The organism is Bacteroidota bacterium (genome assembly GCA_040388375.1).
In the GTDB taxonomy this organism is placed as follows: domain Bacteria; phylum Bacteroidota; class Bacteroidia; order UKL13-3; family UKL13-3; genus JAAFJM01.
This window is the reverse complement of record JAZKBU010000005.1, coordinates 157,620-177,054: the sequence shown is the minus strand read 5'-3', so window position 1 is coordinate 177,054 and position 19,435 is coordinate 157,620. Positions and strand designations below refer to the sequence as shown.

13 protein-coding genes and 1 tRNA gene are annotated in these 19,435 nt (G+C 36.0%); 10 read left to right on the top strand and 4 right to left on the bottom strand.

The features are described from left to right. Positions 1–70: 70 nt before the first annotated feature. The 4 genes from V4538_08385 to V4538_08370 all read left to right on the top strand — a co-directional run bounded on the left by V4538_08385 (position 71) and on the right by V4538_08370 (position 5,000). Positions 71–985, top strand: a complete 915-nt coding sequence (locus V4538_08385) for a T9SS type A sorting domain-containing protein (protein ID MES2381043.1) — start codon at positions 71–73, stop codon at positions 983–985. A 127-nt stretch (positions 986–1,112) separates the two neighbouring features. Further along, positions 1,113–3,410, top strand: a complete 2,298-nt coding sequence (locus V4538_08380; GenBank protein ID MES2381042.1) for a TonB-dependent receptor — start codon at positions 1,113–1,115, stop codon at positions 3,408–3,410. Positions 3,411–3,412: 2 nt separating this feature from the next. Beyond that, on the top strand, positions 3,413–4,294 hold the full coding sequence (locus tag V4538_08375; GenBank protein MES2381041.1) for a DUF4249 family protein: 882 nt from the start codon (positions 3,413–3,415) through the stop codon (positions 4,292–4,294). A 73-nt stretch (positions 4,295–4,367) separates the two neighbouring features. Then, positions 4,368–5,000: a DsbA family oxidoreductase gene (locus tag V4538_08370; GenBank protein MES2381040.1), complete on the top strand. Its 633-nt coding sequence runs from the start codon at positions 4,368–4,370 to the stop codon at positions 4,998–5,000. 41 nt (positions 5,001–5,041) lie between these two features. On the opposite strand, the gene V4538_08365 is transcribed toward V4538_08370, so the two are convergent. Genes V4538_08365 through V4538_08355 form a run of 3 tightly spaced genes read right to left on the bottom strand, consistent with a single transcriptional unit; the run spans position 5,042 to position 8,054 of the window. Further along, positions 5,042–6,214 (bottom strand): acetyl-CoA C-acyltransferase, encoded by a 1,173-nt coding sequence (locus V4538_08365; protein ID MES2381039.1) that lies wholly within the window; start codon positions 6,212–6,214, stop codon positions 5,042–5,044. 9 nt (positions 6,215–6,223) lie between these two features. Further along, positions 6,224–7,417, bottom strand: coding sequence for a thiolase family protein (locus V4538_08360; protein ID MES2381038.1), 1,194 nt, complete (start codon positions 7,415–7,417; stop codon positions 6,224–6,226). Between the two features lie 43 nt (positions 7,418–7,460). Continuing rightward, positions 7,461–8,054, bottom strand: coding sequence for a TetR/AcrR family transcriptional regulator (locus V4538_08355; GenBank protein MES2381037.1), 594 nt, complete (start codon positions 8,052–8,054; stop codon positions 7,461–7,463). A gap of 263 nt (positions 8,055–8,317) precedes the next feature. Between V4538_08355 and V4538_08350 the strand changes: the two genes are divergently transcribed. The 6 genes from V4538_08350 (at position 8,318) to V4538_08325 (ending at position 19,049) form a co-directional block, all read left to right on the top strand. Further along, positions 8,318–9,427: an MBL fold metallo-hydrolase gene (locus V4538_08350; protein ID MES2381036.1), complete on the top strand. Its 1,110-nt coding sequence runs from the start codon at positions 8,318–8,320 to the stop codon at positions 9,425–9,427. 64 nt (positions 9,428–9,491) lie between these two features. Then, the gene (locus V4538_08345) at positions 9,492–10,430 is read left to right on the top strand and encodes a hypothetical protein (protein ID MES2381035.1); all 939 of its coding nucleotides are present in this window, start codon (positions 9,492–9,494) and stop codon (positions 10,428–10,430) included. Between the two features lie 34 nt (positions 10,431–10,464). Continuing rightward, positions 10,465–10,650, top strand: coding sequence for a hypothetical protein (locus V4538_08340; GenBank protein MES2381034.1), 186 nt, complete (start codon positions 10,465–10,467; stop codon positions 10,648–10,650). A 313-nt stretch (positions 10,651–10,963) separates the two neighbouring features. Then, positions 10,964–13,873: a histidine kinase gene (locus V4538_08335; GenBank protein MES2381033.1), complete on the top strand. Its 2,910-nt coding sequence runs from the start codon at positions 10,964–10,966 to the stop codon at positions 13,871–13,873. Further along, positions 13,870–14,622, top strand: a complete 753-nt coding sequence (locus tag V4538_08330) for a LytTR family DNA-binding domain-containing protein (GenBank protein MES2381032.1) — start codon at positions 13,870–13,872, stop codon at positions 14,620–14,622. The genes V4538_08335 and V4538_08330 overlap by 4 nt, the downstream gene beginning before the upstream one ends. 140 nt (positions 14,623–14,762) lie before the next feature. Further along, positions 14,763–19,049, top strand: coding sequence for a T9SS type A sorting domain-containing protein (locus tag V4538_08325; protein ID MES2381031.1), 4,287 nt, complete (start codon positions 14,763–14,765; stop codon positions 19,047–19,049). A 297-nt stretch (positions 19,050–19,346) separates the two neighbouring features. Here the strand turns inward: V4538_08325 and V4538_08320 are convergent. Beyond that, a tRNA-Ser gene (locus tag V4538_08320) sits at positions 19,347–19,434 on the bottom strand. Between the last annotated feature and the right edge of the window lies 1 nt (position 19,435).

Here is a 19,435-nt window from a genome sequence, read left to right as displayed (position 1 = left end):
AACAAATTATTTTTTATGAAATAGGGGTGTCACCATTTTAAATAGTCATACCAATACATAAAAAATAAACATGAAACAGATAGCAAAAATATTTCTAGGAGGAATACTAGCATTAACACTAAGCGTAGTAAAAGCACAATTACCAAATCCAAGTTTTGAAACATGGAAAACACAATCATTCGGATTATTTTCAGTAAGTAATCCAACCGGGTGGAACACCAGTAATTTATTTAGTAGATTTAGTGGAAACAAAGGCGACTTACCCGTTGTTAAAACCACCGATGCACAAGCAGGCTCATCAGCCATTATATTAAGAACCATCATTGACACAGCCGGAAAGAAAGAAATAGCGCTTATGACTACCGGGACTTTGAATTTACTAACAGGAGAATCAACCGATAAGTTTAAACTGGAAGGTAAACCAACCAAATTAAAATTATATTACAAGTTTTTAAACACCGTAAAAGAAGAATTTAGTATCATAGTGACGACTACTAAAAATGAAACTACACTGGGTTCAGGATTTTATTTTGATTCAAACACTGTAACAAATTATACCCTGTTAGAAATTCCGATAGATTACAATGATGCAGGTATACCAGATAGTGCATCAATAAATATTTTAGTAGGTAACGGACAAACCACACAAGCAGGTGCAGCACTTTACATTGACAATATAAGTTTAGTGTATGAAAGCACCGGAATTGATAAAATAGAAAACAAAAAAACAACTTTTAAAATATACCCTAATCCGGCAAAAGAATATACCAACCTATCACTTAACTTAAAACAAAACAACAAAGTAAGCATACAGGTAACAGATATAACCGGAGCCCTTGTTTTTAAACAACTTGACAATGCACTACTAACACAGGGAATCCACGAGTTTACATTAGAAACAGTATCATTAGTAACAGGTATTTATTTTATTCAGATTATTACTGATGAAGGCATACAAACACAAAAGCTAATCATTAACAATTAAATTTAGCGCTACCCCATTATTCATATAGTTTACGAAAAGCCTGCAACAAAATTGCAGGCTTTTTTATGCAAAAAATTATGTCATTTACATAGGGGTCATTCAATAATTGTTAGTCATACTATAAACAATGAAACATTATATAAAACACATAACCCTGCTCCTATTACTAACAAATCAATTAACAGTAAAATCAAGCACATTAACACTGAATGGATACGTAGTTGATTCCAAAACAGGCGAAGCCGTTAATGGAGCCAAAGTAATAGCCAAACCGTTAAAAAAAGGAACTTACACCAATGCCTACGGTTACTTTGCGATACAGGCAACAGATGATATAAAAACCATCACCATATCATACATTGGTTATGTAAGCCAGGAAGTAAACATTAATGTAACCAGCGCCACCAACTTAAAAATTAATTTAGTAGAGAAAAAAAACGAACTAAAACAAGTAAACGTACAGGCAAAAAAAGAAAACGATAAAGTACAATCGACCGAAATTGGCATTATACATATACCCATAAAAAGCATAGCCAATATACCAGTAATAGGAGGCGAAAGAGATATTATAAAAGTACTGCAACTAATGCCCGGTATTAAACGTGGCCACGATGGTAGTACTGGTATGTTTGTAAGAGGAGGTAATAGCGACCAGAATTTAATATTAATGGATGAAGCACCCGTTTACAATGCATCCCACCTGCTAGGTTTCTTTTCCATTTTTAACTCCGATGCTTTAAAAGATGTAAGCATGCAAAAAGGCGGCTTTACAGCTAACTACGGAGGTCGTTTATCATCCATAATGGATGTAAGGTTAAAAGAAGGCAACAACCAAACCTTTCATGCAGAAGGAGGAATTGGAATACTATCAAGCAGGTTAAGCATAGAAGGGCCCATTATAAAAAACAAATCATCCTTCATCATATCAGCACGCAGAACATACATTGACCAAGTGTATAAATTAATTGGTAAAGACCTCCCCTATTACTTTTACGATATCAATGCAAAAATTAATTATAAATTATCCGATAAAGACATCCTATACTTTAGCACATACATAGGCGATGATGTACTTAGTTTGCATAACCCTACCGACTCTTCCAAACAAAACACCAATAAAAATATAGACTTTGGTTCAACCTTAGGTAATAGAACAGCAACACTGCGTTGGAACCACGTATATGCCAATAAAAAACTATTCTCCAACATATCATTAATACATAGTAGTTTTAGTTACAACATAACAGGTAACCTGGCAGGGAACAAGCTATTTATTACCAGTAGTATTCAGGATTATTTAATAAAAATGGACTACAACTATTTTAAAAACAATACCAACCATATCAAATTCGGATTCGAATTAGCCCAACATTATTTCCGCCCCAACGTATCAAAAACAGAAGGCATTTTTAACGAAAATATAAAACCAAACGATGGTTTAAAAATAACTACACAGGATATGGCCCTGTACTATTTAAACGATAAAGAAATAAATAAAAAGTGGGCCCTTAACTATGGCATAAGATTAACCAGCGCTATTAACCAACAAACCGTTTATATAAACCCCGAACCACGTATAAATGTACGCTATGCTTTAAACGACAATGCAAGCATTAAAACATCCTATACACGCATGGTACAATACCTGCATTTAGTATCGGGCTCAGGGACTGCCATGCCTACCGATTTATGGTATCCCGTATCAAAAAATATAAAACCACAAACAGCAGATCAAATTTCTGTTTCCTACAACCAATACATACATAAACTAAAAGCAAACCTGACTATAGAAACCTACTACAAATGGATGAATAACTTAGTAGAATACAAAGAAGGAACGGTAGCTATGCTTAACAACAATATAGAAGAAGATTTACTTCAGGGTACAGGCAAAGCCTATGGATTAGAAATAACCCTACAAAAGCAAATAGGTAAATTAAACGGTTGGATAGGTTACACCTTATCATACAGTACACGCCAGTTTGACGAGCTAAACAATGGCAAAACATTTTTTGCCCGTTACGACAGGCGACATGATTTCTCTATTGTAGCCAATTATCAATTAAGCAAAAGAGTAGCCTTTTCAGGTGTATTTGTTTTTGCTTCAGGCTCCTGGTTTACACCTGTTATAGGCCAGTTTTTAATGCCCAACGGTACTTACTCCAACTTTGATCCATTGCCTATATACAGCGATAGAAATGCAGTACAACTTTCTGCATCGCACCGATTGGATTTAAACCTTGTTATCTATTCAAAACCCAACAAAAAATGGAATAGCGAATGGCATATAGGAGCCTATAACGTATATAACAGAACACAACCCTACCGAATAAGAGTAGAGCAAAATGCAAACGGTCAGTTACAATACCAGGAGCAAGGCTTATTCGGTTTTATTCCATCAATAGCTTATAACTTTAAATTTTAAACATGCATAAAATAATTATTATACTCATCAGTCTCGTGCTCATACTTTGTTCATGTCAGCCCGAACCAATTACCATTGATATACCACAGGCACCACCAAAAATGGTTATCAGTTCACAACTTGTACCAAACGAAAACACATTACTCGTAGCAGTGAGTAAAAATTTTAGTGCCCTCAAAAAAGGAGCGCCTACATACGATAGCAATGGTGTAAATTTTGATACCACTTTATTATTAACCAATTCAGTGGTAATACTACAATCAAACAATACCATCGATACCCTAAGAGAATTTTCACCTGGTTTGTATATAAGTAAACCATTAGATGAATTTACCCTGCAAAATTATACCCTGTTTGCTTCAAACCAGCCAACAGGCTTAACAGCGTGGTCAAGCACTAGCCACATGGCCGATATAGTATTCGATACCATTTACCCCATTATAAGCAGTTATGATGACAAAGGAAACATAAATGTGCATTACCAGTTTACCGATATACCCAATCAGGAAAATTGGTATTTGATAAACTACATTACTGGTAATAAAAAAGATACTACCAAAAACAAAATAGATGTAGATTATATAGCCAGTCGCATGCTAAACCAATCGAACAATTTTGATTTACTGACCGAAAAAGATTTTGTAGCAGGCAAATACATAACAGATAAAAGATTAAGCCGAGTAAAATTAGGTGATACCATTGGTGTAGCCATTTCAAATATTAGCAAAGGCTATTACGATTTTTTAACCGTACAGAAAAAAGCATCGCAACTGGTCAATCAAATACGGGCAGAAGTAATTAATTTCCCTACCAATGTGCAGGGTGGTTATGGTTTTTTCACCATTCACAGGCCCGATATACATTTAATGGAACTTAAAAACTAAACCCAGTAAGTAAACAATAAAAGCATTTTGATTTAAGCATGGAATAGATACTTTTGTTTAAAAACCAATCAATATGAAAGTTGAAATTTGGAGCGATGTAATGTGTCCTTTTTGTTATATAGGTAAACGCAGGTTTGAAAATGCACTGGCACAATTTGAACATAAAGACGAAGTTGTAGTAGAATGGAAAAGCTATCAGCTAGACCCTACACTAAAAACCAACCCCAATAAAAACACCGTTGAACATTTGGCGCAAACCAAAGGCTGGGATATGGAATATACACGTAAAACAACAGAGCATGTTACCAATATGGCAGCCAACGAAGGACTACAATACCATTTTGAAAAAGCAGTTGTAGCCAACTCATTCAATGCACATAGATTAACACATCTGGCAAAAACACACAATAAGCAAAATGAGTGCGAAGAAGCATTGTTTGCAGCGCACTTTACCCAAGGTAAAAACATAGACGATATAGAAACACTCGTAGCCATAGGCGAATACATTGGCATAGCGGCAGATATAAGCACAGCTATGTTAAAATCAACACAGTTTAAATCAGAAGTACAGGACGATATTTATCAGGCCATGCAAATAGGTATAAAAGGTGTTCCCTTTTTTGTGTTCGACTATAAATATGCTATTTCAGGCGCACAGGAAACAGAAACCTTTTTGGCAGCCTTGTATAAAGCAAAACAGCAATAAATAAAAAAAGGAAGCATACACTTCCTTTTTGTATTTAACCATTATACATTTTCAATAACAATAGCCGAAGCACCACCCCCGCCATTACAAATAGCAGCAACACCATACTTTCCACCTTCCTGTTTCAAAGCAGATATAAGCGTAGTTATAATCCTGGCACCCGATGCACCAATAGGATGACCCAAAGCCACTGCACCTCCATACACATTTACCTTGTTTAAATCCAACGATAAAATTTGTTGCATAGAAAGTACCACCGATGCATAAGCTTCATTAATTTCAAACAAATCAATATCTGCTATGCTTAAATTAGCCAGTTGCAAAGCTTTTGGAATAGCAATGGCTGGTGTAGTAGTAAACCATTCCGGGGCCTGAGCCGCATCAGCATAAGCTATAATTTTAGCCAAAGGTTTTAATCCATATTTTTCAACAACCTCTTTCGATGCCAGTAACAAAGTACTTGCACCATCATTTAAATTACTTGAATTAGCAGCCGTAAGCATACCCTCCTTTTCAAAAGTTGGTTTTAAAGTAGCCACCTTATCCAAAATTATTTTATCAATATCCTCATCACGGTCAATGGTAGCAGTACCTTTTTTTTGCATTACTTCAATTGGTATTATTTCACCGGTAAACTTTTTATGCTCTGTAGCCCAAGCTGCTTTTTCATACGATTGAATAGCATATTCATCAAGAGCAGCCCTAGTAAAACCAAACTTACGTATGCCAATTTCAGCCGCATTACCCATATGGAAATTATGGTACACATCCCACAAGCCATCCTTCACCATACCATCCACCAAATTCATATCGCCCAGCTTTAACCCTTTTCTTATATTGGCATAATGTGGCACATTACTCATGCTCTCCATACCACCCGTAACCACTATATTTTCCAAACCCAATTGAATTTGTTGCGCACCAATCATGGTAGCTTTCATACCCGAAGCACACACCTTATTAATGGTAGTGGCATCTTTGCTATCAGGTATTTTGGCAAACATAGCTGCTTGCCTAGCTGGCGACTGACCCACACCAGCGCTTAACACATTGCCCATATAAACACTGTCAATTAAATCAGCCTCCATACCAATTGCCTTATACGTATTTTCAATAGCAATGGCTCCCAATTCAGTAGCCGATAAATGAGATAAACTGCCTAAAAAACCGCCAATAGGAGTTCGTTTAGCCGATACAATAAATACTTCCTTCATATTATTTAGTTAAATTATATTTTCAATTAATAACGCAGTACCCTGCCCTACACCCACACACATTGTAGCAATACCATATTGTTTATTGGTTCTTTTCAACTCCAAAGCCAAATGCCCCGTTATACGTGTGCCCGACATACCCAAAGGATGCCCAATAGCCAAAGCACCTCCATTTACATTTACCTTATCTGGTGCTATCTTTAATTCATTCATGGAGTAAATTACCTGTACCGCATAAGCCTCATTAATTTCCATCAAATCAATATCGGCTATAGTTAATCCCGTTTGCTTTAAAATTTTTTGCGTAGCCGGTACAGGACCAGTTCCCATTATATCAGGGTGAACGCCTACAACCGATGAAGAAACTATTTTAGCCAAAGGCTTTAAACCATACCTTTCCACCACCTCACCCGATACCAGTAACATAGCAGCAGCACCATCATTTAAACTCGATGCATTACCAGCCGTCACCGAACCATGCTCTTTAAATGCAGGTTTAAGTTGTGCTAGTTTTTCTATTGAAGTATCAGCCCTCACCCCTTGATCTAATGGTTTTGAATCATCAATAGCCAATGAAGGCAACGACATTATTTCTCCTTTAAATTTATCCTCCTCAAAAGCTTTCATATATTTCATGTGTGAAGCGTAAGCAAAAGCATCTTGTTCAACGCGGCTTATTTGCCATCGGTCAGCAATAATTTCAGCCGTTTCACCCATGGCATACGGATAATACATTTCAGCCAATTGTTTATTCACAAACCTTGAGCCCAAAGTAGTATCAGCCAATTCCAAACCGCGTTCAAAAGCTTTATTCGATTTAGCCATTACATAAGGAGCCCTGCTCATACTCTCTACACCTCCCGCTATAATAACATCAGCCAATCCTGCTTTAATACGCGTAAAACCATCCATTACAGACTGCATGCCTGATGCACATAATCTATTAACAGTAACACCCGGCACTTCAACGGGTAAGCCGGCTAGTAGCGCAGCAAATCTTGCTATGTTGCGGTTATCCTCACCTGCTTGGTTAGCACAACCCAATATAACATCATCAATATTGCCCACATCCAAATACCCATTTCTGTTCAACAATGCTGCAATAACAAATGCCGCCAAATCATCGGGTCTGATACTACCTAGTATGCCACCATATTTTCCAACAAGTGTTCTTTGGTAATCTATAATATATACTTCTTTCATTTTTATATTTTATACCAATCGGTATATTTTATGACAAAAAAATTTATGGCACCATTTCTTCCTCTATAATTTTAACAGCCCTATCCAAAGCCAATACCAATAAATCTTTATTGTTATTTATTTTAGCCATCATAATACCACCTTCTACCAAAGTAGCAATGGTATAAGCATAATCCTGCGTATTAATGGTCTGTTTAAAAGCTTTGCTTTCTTTACCCGAATCAATAACCCTGACAATTATTTTAACCCATATTTTAATACTGGTAGCAATGTATTTTTTTAAAAAAGGCAAGTTATCATCCGCTTCAATAGCAGCATTCAACATGGGGCATCCACCCCATTCAAATATCGTTTTCCAATTAAAACGGTAAAAATCAATAAAGGCTATTAGTTTATCCTTTGCCAATACCTGCTTACTAATATCGTTGGAAAGTTTTTTTTCCAATTCCTTTACATTGTACAAATACGCTTCAATGGCAATAGCTTCTTTGTTTGCAAAATGTCCGTACAAAGCGCCTTTGGTTAAACCGGTTACTTCCATTAAATCGTTTAACGAAGTACCCGCATAACCTTTTTTGTTAAAAGTATATGCTGCTTTTTCAATAATAAACGCTTTTGTTTTTTCCGCTTTCGACATGTTACTTTAGTATTCGAGCACAAAACTAAATAAAATATACCGATTGGTTTATTTTATTTATCGGAAAATTATACCCTACTAATAATCAAAGAAATAATATTTAAGGTAAGGGTAGAATACCAAAAAAAATAAGCAAAAAATGTGCGTTTATCTATCATTTAAACCGCTCAATTATATATAGTAATTACTTTCACTATCTACATTGAAAGCAATTGTTTTTATGTTTATTTGCTCCGCGAAAAAGCGAACAACGTTCATATAGAATGAAATTAAGAACAAAAAGAAAAATGATAATACTAATAGCTATTTTACTAAGTTTAAGTACCGGAGGGTACTTGTTTTTAGAGCAAAAACAGTTTGGCCAATTACCGACCGGTGCCCGGTTAGAAAGAATTAAAAAATCGCCCAACTACAAAGATGGTTCATTTAAAAATTTAAGTGTTACACCCGACTTAGCTCCCGATGCTTCGTATTGGAAAATAATGAAAATGTATTTTAACAAACCAAAAAATACAGAGCCACCCCATTCATTGCCCTTTGTAAAAACCGATTTAAAAAACTTAGATACCAGCCAAACACAAATTATATGGTTTGGCCATTCATCGTATTTTATTAAAACCAAAGGACTAACTATATTGGTCGACCCCGTTTTTAGTGGCAATGCATCACCCGTTAGCTTTTTTGGTAAAAATTATGCTGGTAGCAATGAGTATAAAATTAGCGATTTCCCTGCTATTGATATTGTGCTCATAACCCACGACCATTACGACCATTTAGATTACAAAACAATACTAGAGTTAAAGAACAAAGCCAAAATGTTTTATACCTCATTAGGTGTTGGCGAGCACTTAAATTTATGGGGTATAGGTAATGAACGTATTGTTGAATTTGACTGGTGGGAAGAAATAAACTTTAGCAGCGATATTAAGTTTATAGCTACTCCCGCTCGCCACTTCTCAGGACGCAAATTTAAACGCAACCAAAGCCTATGGGCATCGTATATTTTACAAACTCCAAGCGAAAAAATATTTTTAGGAGGCGATAGCGGTTTTGATACACACTTTAAACAAATAGGTGAAAAATACGGACCATTTGATTTGGTATTATTGGAATGTGGCCAATACAATAAAATGTGGCCTTACATACATATGCAACCAGAAGAAGTAGTACAAGCAGCACAGGATTTAAAAGCCAAAGTTTTAATGCCTGTACATTGGAGTAAATTTACTTTAGCACTGCATCCCTGGAACGAATCCATAAAAAGAGTAACAGCCAAAGCAAAAGAAATGCAGGTAAAAACAACCACCCCATTGATAGGGCAACTAATTAAACTAAATGAAAATTTGCCCGATAGTATTTGGTGGGAATTTTAATGTTTGACTTATTAAAACAAATACTGCATTTTGCTACTCTAGTTATTAATTGAACCCCTTTTTTATGAAAAAAAATATACTACTAATCGCTGCATTTGTAGCAAGCAGCTTTTATACAAATGCCCAAAGTATAAACTTTGAAGCTGACCAATTATATCCGGAAGGAATTGCTTACAACAAAATAACGGACGAGTTTTTAGTAAGCTCTTTAAAATATGGCAAAATAGGTAAGGTTAACAGGGATGGTACTTATACTACCTTTATTACCGATTCCCTTTTAATATCAACCAACGGTTTACATGTAGACAATAAAACCAATACCCTATTTGTTTGTGTTACCGACCCGGGTGTTTCCCCTCTTACAAGTACAAAAACACAACTCAAGCTGGCCAAAGTAATAGCATATGATTTAACAGATGGACATCGAAAATTTGTTGTTGATTTACAACCTTTAAATAAAGACAATGGCAATTTTGCTAACGATATTACGGCTGATACAGTAGGTAATTTATATGTAACCAACAGCCTTTCACCCATCATTTTTAAAATTAACAAAAAAGGAGTGCCTTCCATTTTTGCCAGCAGCCAAACCTTATGGAAACAGGAAGGATTTAACCTGAACGGCATTGTTTACCATCCAAACGGGTTTTTAATTGTAGCCCAATCAAACACAGGTGTACTTTATAAAATTGATTGTAAAGACCCAAGCAATATTCGCCACATTATGTGCCCGCCAATAGTAGGTGCTGATGGTTTGGTATTAAATGGTAAAAATGAATTGCTGGTCATTTCAAACAAAGACAAAAAAGTATTTAAACTGGTAAGTAACAGCGATTGGACAAATGCCGACCAGATAGGCTCTACTGATTGCGAACAAAGCGGACCTACTACAGGTGTTTATGTAAAAGGCTCGTATTATGTTTTAAATGCCAAACTAAACGAGTTATTTGACCCTACGCAGCCAAAATCAAAAGTATTTACCATACAGGAAATTAAATTCTAGTTTCCCATTCCAATAAAAAAAAACGCCAATTTACATGCATAAAAAAGCCCGAATTATCGGGCTTTTTTATTGGTTATTTGATGCGGTTACAACCGACAGTGCACATCCATTGTTCCCTGCTGTTGGAATTGAGTTCTATCAATCGATAAATGGTATTGAGTATTCTTTGAAAAACGGAAGATTGAATGCGTTTTCTATTGTTAAGGCTGATGGTAATTAATCTTCTTATGAATGTGATTAAACGAGCGAAAACTCATACATCTAACTTCTTTAAAAGGTACGAACCATTGAGTGAGCAACTGATGTAATCTTAATTTAAAGAATAAAAGTCCCCGTGTTTATGCCATGATTTTTATACTTCGTTAAATTAAATTACTGATATTTTTAATAGTATTTATTATCGTAGTAATCTCAGCATCATTGCTTTTATCGTCATGCTACCTGTATGCAACGGAACCAACTTTTGATTCAATTTAACCCAAAGCAGAGATATTCATTTTGAAATTCTCATATGCCTTTGTATTTTCACAACGGTGAAACAAAAACTCATTTACTTATTCACACCCTATGTGTGCTGTTTCTCTCTTCTATTCCTCCTGCAACAAAAAGTCTTAAGTCAGCATTACGAGTTTAAAAATATCAGCGGAAAAAACGGACTTGTTGGCTCCGGGGTTTTCTCTTCGGTAGAAGATGAAAAAGGATATATGTGGTTTGTTACCAACAAAGCTATTTGCCGATTTGACGGAACTCATTTTAAAGTATTCGGATATGACGAAGGGTATACCGAAATAGGTGGCTATCATCTTTACAAAGACAAACGGAACCGAATATGGGTAATTAGTTTTAACTTTAACCTGTTTTATTTTGACGGAACTAATTTCAGGCAGTTCAAAGGAATTGAGAATCCTTGCTGGATTGCAGAAGATCAATCAGGTTGTGTATGGATTGGAACACGGGAAAGTCTCTATTATAAAGTGTATCATGATATGATTGTCGATAGCATAGTTAATACGGGACCACATCAATCCATTTTATACAACTTTACAATAAAAAACCGTGATTCTATTATTTCCACACACATAGATAATATCAAGGAAATCATACATGGAAAGGTACATATTCTCCCTATTCAAAGCAACCGTAAGTATTATATTGCACCACGATTGTTCCTTCTCAAAAACGGGAATGTATTAATTGCTTCTGAAGAAGGAATCTATTCCAAAAACCCATCCGAAAATAAGGTCACATTAGTCTACCCTATTCATCAGAATGAAGTTATCTGTTTCTTTGAAGATACACTAAGCAATGATATATGGATAGGTACCAGATCCGGTGGTGCTATCCGTTTTAAAAAGGGCATAATTCATCCTAGTAATACCGAAAAATATTTTACCAATATATCTATTCATTCTATCATCAAAAATAGGGAAGGGTTGTATTGGTTTTGCACAGACATGGGAGGTATCTATTATGGAAATTTTATTGCACAACATGTGAATACAATGGATGGTATACCATCTAATGACATCAGGTTTGTACAAAATTCCAATGACGATATTTATTTTGTGACACGAAATGGGAAATTTAACCTTCTCTTCAACCATAAAATAGTAAAACTTAAACAAAATATTTCTGCCGAAGAATTCATACGTCTGATCCATGTTTATAAAACAACTGATCAGAATATCTATTTTACATCCATTGGTTCAAACATATTATATAAGCTTTGGGAAAGAACTTTTACACGAATGAACTATCCTGATGTAAGACTTTATGTTCCCTTCAAAAACCAGTCTTCTCTCTATTATATAAGCTCTGCACTTTTTAAGGAGAGCCCCCATAAATCCATTTACCCATACGACACCGTTAACTCCTTGCTTGGATATCCTAGTATCTCTGCTTTACCTCAACTGAATATAGGAGACTCTGCATTCTATTATGTGTTAGATAACTTATGCTTGAAAATAATCATCAGGAAAAATCAAAGATTCTTCGAAAAAATACATTTGCCTTATGCTCTTTCGCAAATGGATATTACCCAAAAAGGAACCATTATACTCCAAACCAAACAAAAAGGAATCATTTTAATGAAGAATAATACATATGAGTATGTGAATACCAGTAACGGCCTCATTAATGACTATTGTAATAAAATATATTATAACGATCATAAAATATGGGTATGCACAGATAATGGGCTTAGTAAAGTAATACTGGATACAAACGATCATTTGGTACGCGTAGAAAATTATACCTCTGCTAACTTTCTCATTGCAGATGAAGTGAGGGACATACTCGCCTACAAAGGCAAAATATATGTTGCTACTGCAGGAGGTTTAAGCTTTTTTGATGAGAAAGAAATTAAAAAAAATACATTCATACAGCCACAGGTATATATCAGAACTATTTCTATTAATTCAAAAGATACAAGCACCTATATTGATCACTATATTCTTCCTTATAATGAAAATAATATTTCTGTAAGCTATGCTACCATTTCTTTTAACGGATCTGCAGGTAACCTATTTAAATATAAGCTGGATGGAGTCGATCAGGAATTTAATTACACCACTAATACCACTATACGGTTTGCCAATCTCAACCCGGGTGGTTACCGATTTGTAGTATATGTGCGAAACAATTTTGGCAACTGGAGCCCGCCAACAGTTACCTATTTCACTATTTTAAAACCTTACTGGAAAACCTGGTGGTTTATTAGCTTATATGTATTTGCATCCGTAGCCGCTATTGCATACTTTGTTCTGCAGAAGATAAAAAGGGTGAGAAAAGAAAACAAATTCAAACACCAACTGGTGCAAAGTGAATTACGTGCGCTACGCTTATACATGAACCCTCACTTTATTTTTAACTCTCTCAACTCTCTGCAGATGTTTATCCTCAAGAACAATGTAGAAGAGGCTGGTTCGTATATTCTTTCTTTTTCCCGGGTAATACGCATGATTATGAAATATTCATCGCGCTCTTCTATCACCATTGAAGAAGAAAAAGAATTACTGACTAAATATATTCACCTGGAACAAAGAAGATTTACAGAAGCCTTTGAGTTCTCCATTACCATCGACCCCGAAATAGATACTCTGAATACTCATATTCCTACTCTTATTATTCAGCCTTTTGTAGAAAATGCCATTAAACATGGATTGAGCGGAATGAGTAATAATGGGAAACTACTCATTGAATTTATCCGTCAGGATAGTTTTATATGTTGTGTGATAACTGACAATGGTATTGGCCGTGAAAAGGCAAAGAAAAAACAACTAAGTATGAACAATAACGAAGACTCAACGGGCATCAGGTATATTGAGGACAGATTAAAATTACTGGCGCAGGACAAAAACATCCGACCTGTAGAAATCGTTGACTTGTATGAAGACGAGATAGCTTTGGGAACGAGAGTAAAATTATTAATTCCAATTTTATGAGAGTAGCCATCATTGATGATGAGATAAATAATATTGAGACGTTAAAACTATTATTGAAGAAATCCGGAAAGGATATACAGGTGATAGGTGAAGCTTCTTCAGCCGAAGAAGGATTAAAAATGATCCTTAAGAACAAGGGCAAAATAGATATTCTATTTCTAGATATACAAATGCCAAATGGAGATGGTTTTTATTTGCTGAGCCAACTGGATAAATTTGATTTCAGAATCATTTTTGTAACTGCATACGATCAGTTTGCGATACAAGCTATTCGGTTTTCGGCTCTCGATTATTTGTTAAAACCGGTTGATCCCAAAGAACTTTATGAGTCTCTGGACAGGTTTGTTTCTTTACAGGGCAACCAAAAAGATACCGATAAACTCTCTTCATTCCGCGATATGCTTGCGCAGAACAAAAACTTGTTTGAACGTGTGGCCATTTCCAGTTATACGGATGTGGAATTCGTTCACATTAAAGATATCTGCTACTTAAAAAGCGACAACAATTATACTTCTGTTTATACAAATGATAACGCACCGCTCATCTCCTCCAAAAATATAGGATACTATGAAGAACTGTTCGAAAACCATCCTTTCTGCCGCATTCACAACTCCTATCTTGTGAACCTCAACAAAGTAAAAAAATATGTAAAAGGCAAGGCTGGTTATTTAGAGATGGAAAATGGAATACAACTGGAAATTTCAGTAAGAAGAAAAGAGGAAGTGCTGTCAAGGTTAAAGATTATCTAAGCATCTACTGATAGATGATATAACTTATTACGAATTCTTAAATCTTCCTTACACCTTCAAACGTAATCTGAACAATTTCTCATAAGTGGTTTTTAAGGTGAATGCTTTACACAACTTTGAAGACTTAATCTATATTAATTATGAAAATGAAACATCTTTTATTAAAAGCAATGGCTTCAGCTTCCTTGCTTTTTTCTGCTTGCTACCTGTATGCAGCAGACCCTGCCTCCCCTCCTCAACCTAAAAGCGAACTCGCTTTTATTAAGAACAAAGGTCAAATCCATGATGAACATGGAAAAAATACCGATGCCGTATTGTATTACACCGAACTTAAAAACACGGGAATCTTTTTCCAGAAGAACACCGTTTCCTACATTCAGTATAACTCTTCAGATAAAAAGAAACCTAAAGCACACAAAGTAGATGTTCGCTTTTTAAACAGTAACCCTGCAGTATCAGTAACCACCAGTAATGAAGCAACTGGCAGGTACAATTTTTATTCGGATAAAAACCGAGAAGGAATTACCAATATATCAGGATACCAAAAGTTAACCTATCATAACTTATACCCGTCTATTGATTTAGTATACACAGTTAAGGACCATTCAATAAAGTATGATATTATTGTTTATCCCGGGGCAAACATTGCAGATATTCAATTCCAGGTAGATGGCGCAGATCAATTGGATGTAAAAGGCGATGCCATGAATATCCAAACATCATTAGGCACCATAACGGATAATATCCCTCTCTCCTATTATGATGATGCACAACATACACAAGTAGATTTTATTCATCTTACACATACAGATAATATTGTATCGTTTCAACCTGCAAAGTATGATCAAACAAAAATACTGGTAATTGACCCTACACTTCAGTTCTTTAACAATATCGGTCCATCAACTATTAATGGCGGAGGAACAGGCAATGGCCTTACTTCTGGAAATGCCATTAAGCATGATGCAAATGGCGATATAAATATTGTGGGAACAACCAATACACTTACTTTTTACCTATCGCCTGGTAGTGCCAAATACTCCACCTTTAACGGAGAAGCAGCGGAACGTGCATTTATTGCACACTTTAATGCTGCAGGTATTATACAGTGGTGCTCTACTATGGAATATACTGACTGTAACATTACATTCTCCGATGTGAGCGCAAACGGTTCTGTATATGTAGTATGCGGAACCACAGCAGGAACAGGGTCAAACTCAGGAGTATTACCAGGAGCTACGTACAATTCTGCTAATGGAGGAAGTGATGCATTTGTATCCATATTTAACAGCACTGGAGGTTTATTGAAATCATTATATATAGGAGGACCAAATGATGATGGTGCTACATGTATTTCTGATGATGGTGCTCCGCAAACAGGATTCCTTGTTGGCGGATACACCTATAATGCAACCTTAAATCTAACTCCTTATACAGGACTATATCCTTTTAAAGGTGGTAAAGATGGTTTTGTTTGTACTGTACTACCTTATGATCTTCCTATAAGCGGAGTTGTTTTTGACCCGATTAAATATGTTTTTGTTGGTTCTATCGAAGAGGATGAAGTAACTGATATTGACTTTATGAGCAATACCACTAAGCTTGCTGTTACCGGAACAACTTACTCAAACGCAGCGGGATTTAGCCCTTCAATTACTACTGTTATTGGCTCCAACGCTGTTGATTCAGACAAAGAAATATTTGCCATACATTTCGACATCCCGGCCTTTCATGGTTCCGGAGAGTTTTACTCCTATTATGCAGCATCAATAGGTACAGATGGAAAAGATGAGGATATGCCCAAAATCGATGTGCAGAATTACACTTCGCCATCAGCAGTAAATGATTTTCATCTCTCCTTTTTAACCAAATCATCCGGTCTCAATTCCATAACACCGGCAAATGCATATCAGAAAAATATTAGCGGCAGCGTTTACAATAACTTCTATATTTCACTAACATCTACTTTGGCTACTGTTAACTATGCCACGTATTTTTATCAAGCTGTAACATCTCCTGTTGTCACTCCCGTTTGTGTTAAAAGAGACTGGTTGAGCAACACCTATCTTATCGCTACAACTAATAGTGCAGTAATTCCATATACACATAATAATACTGTAAGTGGAACAGGGCTACCGGGCACACCGGCTACAAACACTTCTGATATTATGATTGCCCGTTTTAACCCTGACTACTCTCTGGGATTTTTAACTCGAACAGGAAATATTTATGCCGACAGATTAGCTGAAATAGATGTAACCCGGGTACAAGAGGTGGCTGCTAATTGTAAAACACTTATTTACCTTACTGGTATTACTGCTACCAATACCGGAATTACTTATGGTATAAATAGTGTAGTGAAAGATGATAACCCTATCACCATACTTTCTTCCAATGGCAACAATCTGCCTACTACCCTTTCTATTCCAAACCTAGGTAGCTTAAGCAGTGGAGCCTTATCTGTTCAATGGTATTTTAATGGAATGCCTTATACACCCGATCCGTATACTGAGGTTCCTACTGCACAAAGCATGTATGTTAACCTACCTGGCGATTATTATGTAACGGTTAGTTATGGTGGTTGTACCTTTCAAACACAAACTGTAAGCTTCGGATATGATTGTGAAAAAGCAAGAGCAACATATATCGACCTCGCGTTATATGTGAGCCAAAAGGTGAGCATGGGAATACATAAGATTAATGTACCTTCTGGTAACTATCAGATTAAATCGGGCCAGACAGTAATAGTACCTGCGGGGTATACCGTTAATATTACACAAAGCGTGGTATTAGCATACTCGTGTTCGCGTATTGAAGTAACGGGTAACGGAATATTGAATATCGATCACTCGGTGCTTACAGGTTGTACTTCCTGGGATGGTATTTTGTATAACGGCCGGTTCACTAAAGGTACTATTTCCGAATGCGGAATCTCTAATGCTGCGGTTGGTATATACCGTTACTACGGCAATTTTGTAAGTGGTGAAAGCATGGACATTCTATTCAATAATTTTAATAATAACAACCTGCATATTGCGCTTTTGGGTACCAATATGAATGATGGTGCATCATTTACCTCCCATAATTTTATTTATGCTAACCGTATGTTTGGTCTTAAAACAAGTGCGTGTGGAACATATTCTCCTTACGTTATTTTAAAATCAAACATGGGAGGATCATACAATTGTTATGTATATACTAGTGGCAAAAGAGGAGATTTTTTCCGTGCTGTAGGTAATTACCTGTTTGGTGTTGCCCTAAATGGTTCTAGAGTTACTGGTTTTAGAGGAAGATTTCTTCGTGATGTTCAATATGTCAATAATTTTTACCGTGCGCTCTTCAAATCAGGAATAGATGCAAATGATGCCCATGGACTTTATGTGAGCTATGAAGACATGAAAAGCAATAATAATGAATACGGTATACGAGTTATTAACCCAATCAGTAACGCGGATATAGATATTCAAAACTGTACCCTGCAAAACGGCAATCCTGCTAATATTGCCGGCATTTCTGTTAAAAATGCTACATACTCTGATATCAGCGATAACTATGTTTCAGGATATACCAATGGTATTGAATTTTTCGATAATGAATATATTGGGTTTGATACGGGAGGTGTTAGTACTTATGGCAAAAGAAATGAAATCCGGTATAATATCATTTACCCATTGCGCAGCGGAGTGGTGGTGAGCTACGATAAAGACCCTTATATAGCAACGCTGGGTGAAAATAATTATCCTTCTACTTACTGGATAGGTGTATGGATAAAATGTAATTATATAGAAGGTGGAAATTATGGTATCCTGGGATCAGGACGTTTGGTGGATCAGATCTATCAGCCTTTAACTGTCCCAACTCCTCCTGCCTATATTGATCCAGGCAACGTTTTCAACAATATCTTAAACTGGGATCTGATCTGGGATCATGCTTATGTGGGAGGCCCTGGATTTACTTATTATGCCAATCCTGCACACATGCCTAATACACCTACTAATCCTTCCCCAACTACTGTTGTGTTAAATGGGCACAGTAAAGGAATAGGCTTCAATGACTTTCTTATTTCCAATTTTGAACCAGGAGGAATTATCCCTATCAACCAAATGACATGTGCTCCTACACCTCCGAGAATGGCACAAGCACATACTGGTACAAAAGAAAAAGAAGCACTTACGTTAAGCCAAAATATGATTTCTGTTTATCCTAACCCTTCTTACGAATCTTTCTCTATTGAGTTTAATAATGAGATTGCTGATAGAATAGAAATACAAGATGTGTTGGGCAAAGAAGTATATACTATTAATAACATAAACACTAACCAAACCCTTGTAGTTAATTCTGCTAACTGGACATCGGGTGTTTATTTTATTAAAGTATACAATGGAAACAAATTGGTGTTAACAAAAAAACTGTTAAAGAACGATTAAGCTTTATTTTATATTTAATTAGTAAAAGAGGGAGGTGTAATAACCTCCCTCTTTTAGTTTATAATTTTTTAAAAGCCCCTGACTCTCCTTTTTATCATGCTTGGCAACACCTGGAGGCTTTTTTATTGAAAATTTGCTAATCTTCGGGAATACACTCTTTTCCTAAAGAGATTTCAGCCCTTTTGCTATCAATTGTAATATGAACGTAAATGGAACCGTGCTGTAAAGATATGACTTCAACAAAAAAGCCTTTTAATCGTAAGATTAAAAGGCTTTTTTGTTGTTTTTATTTTAAACTGGCGGAGAGTTAGGGATTCGAACCCCAGGTCCTGTTACAGACAACAGTTTTCAAGACTGCCGCAATCGACCACTCTGCCAACTCTCCA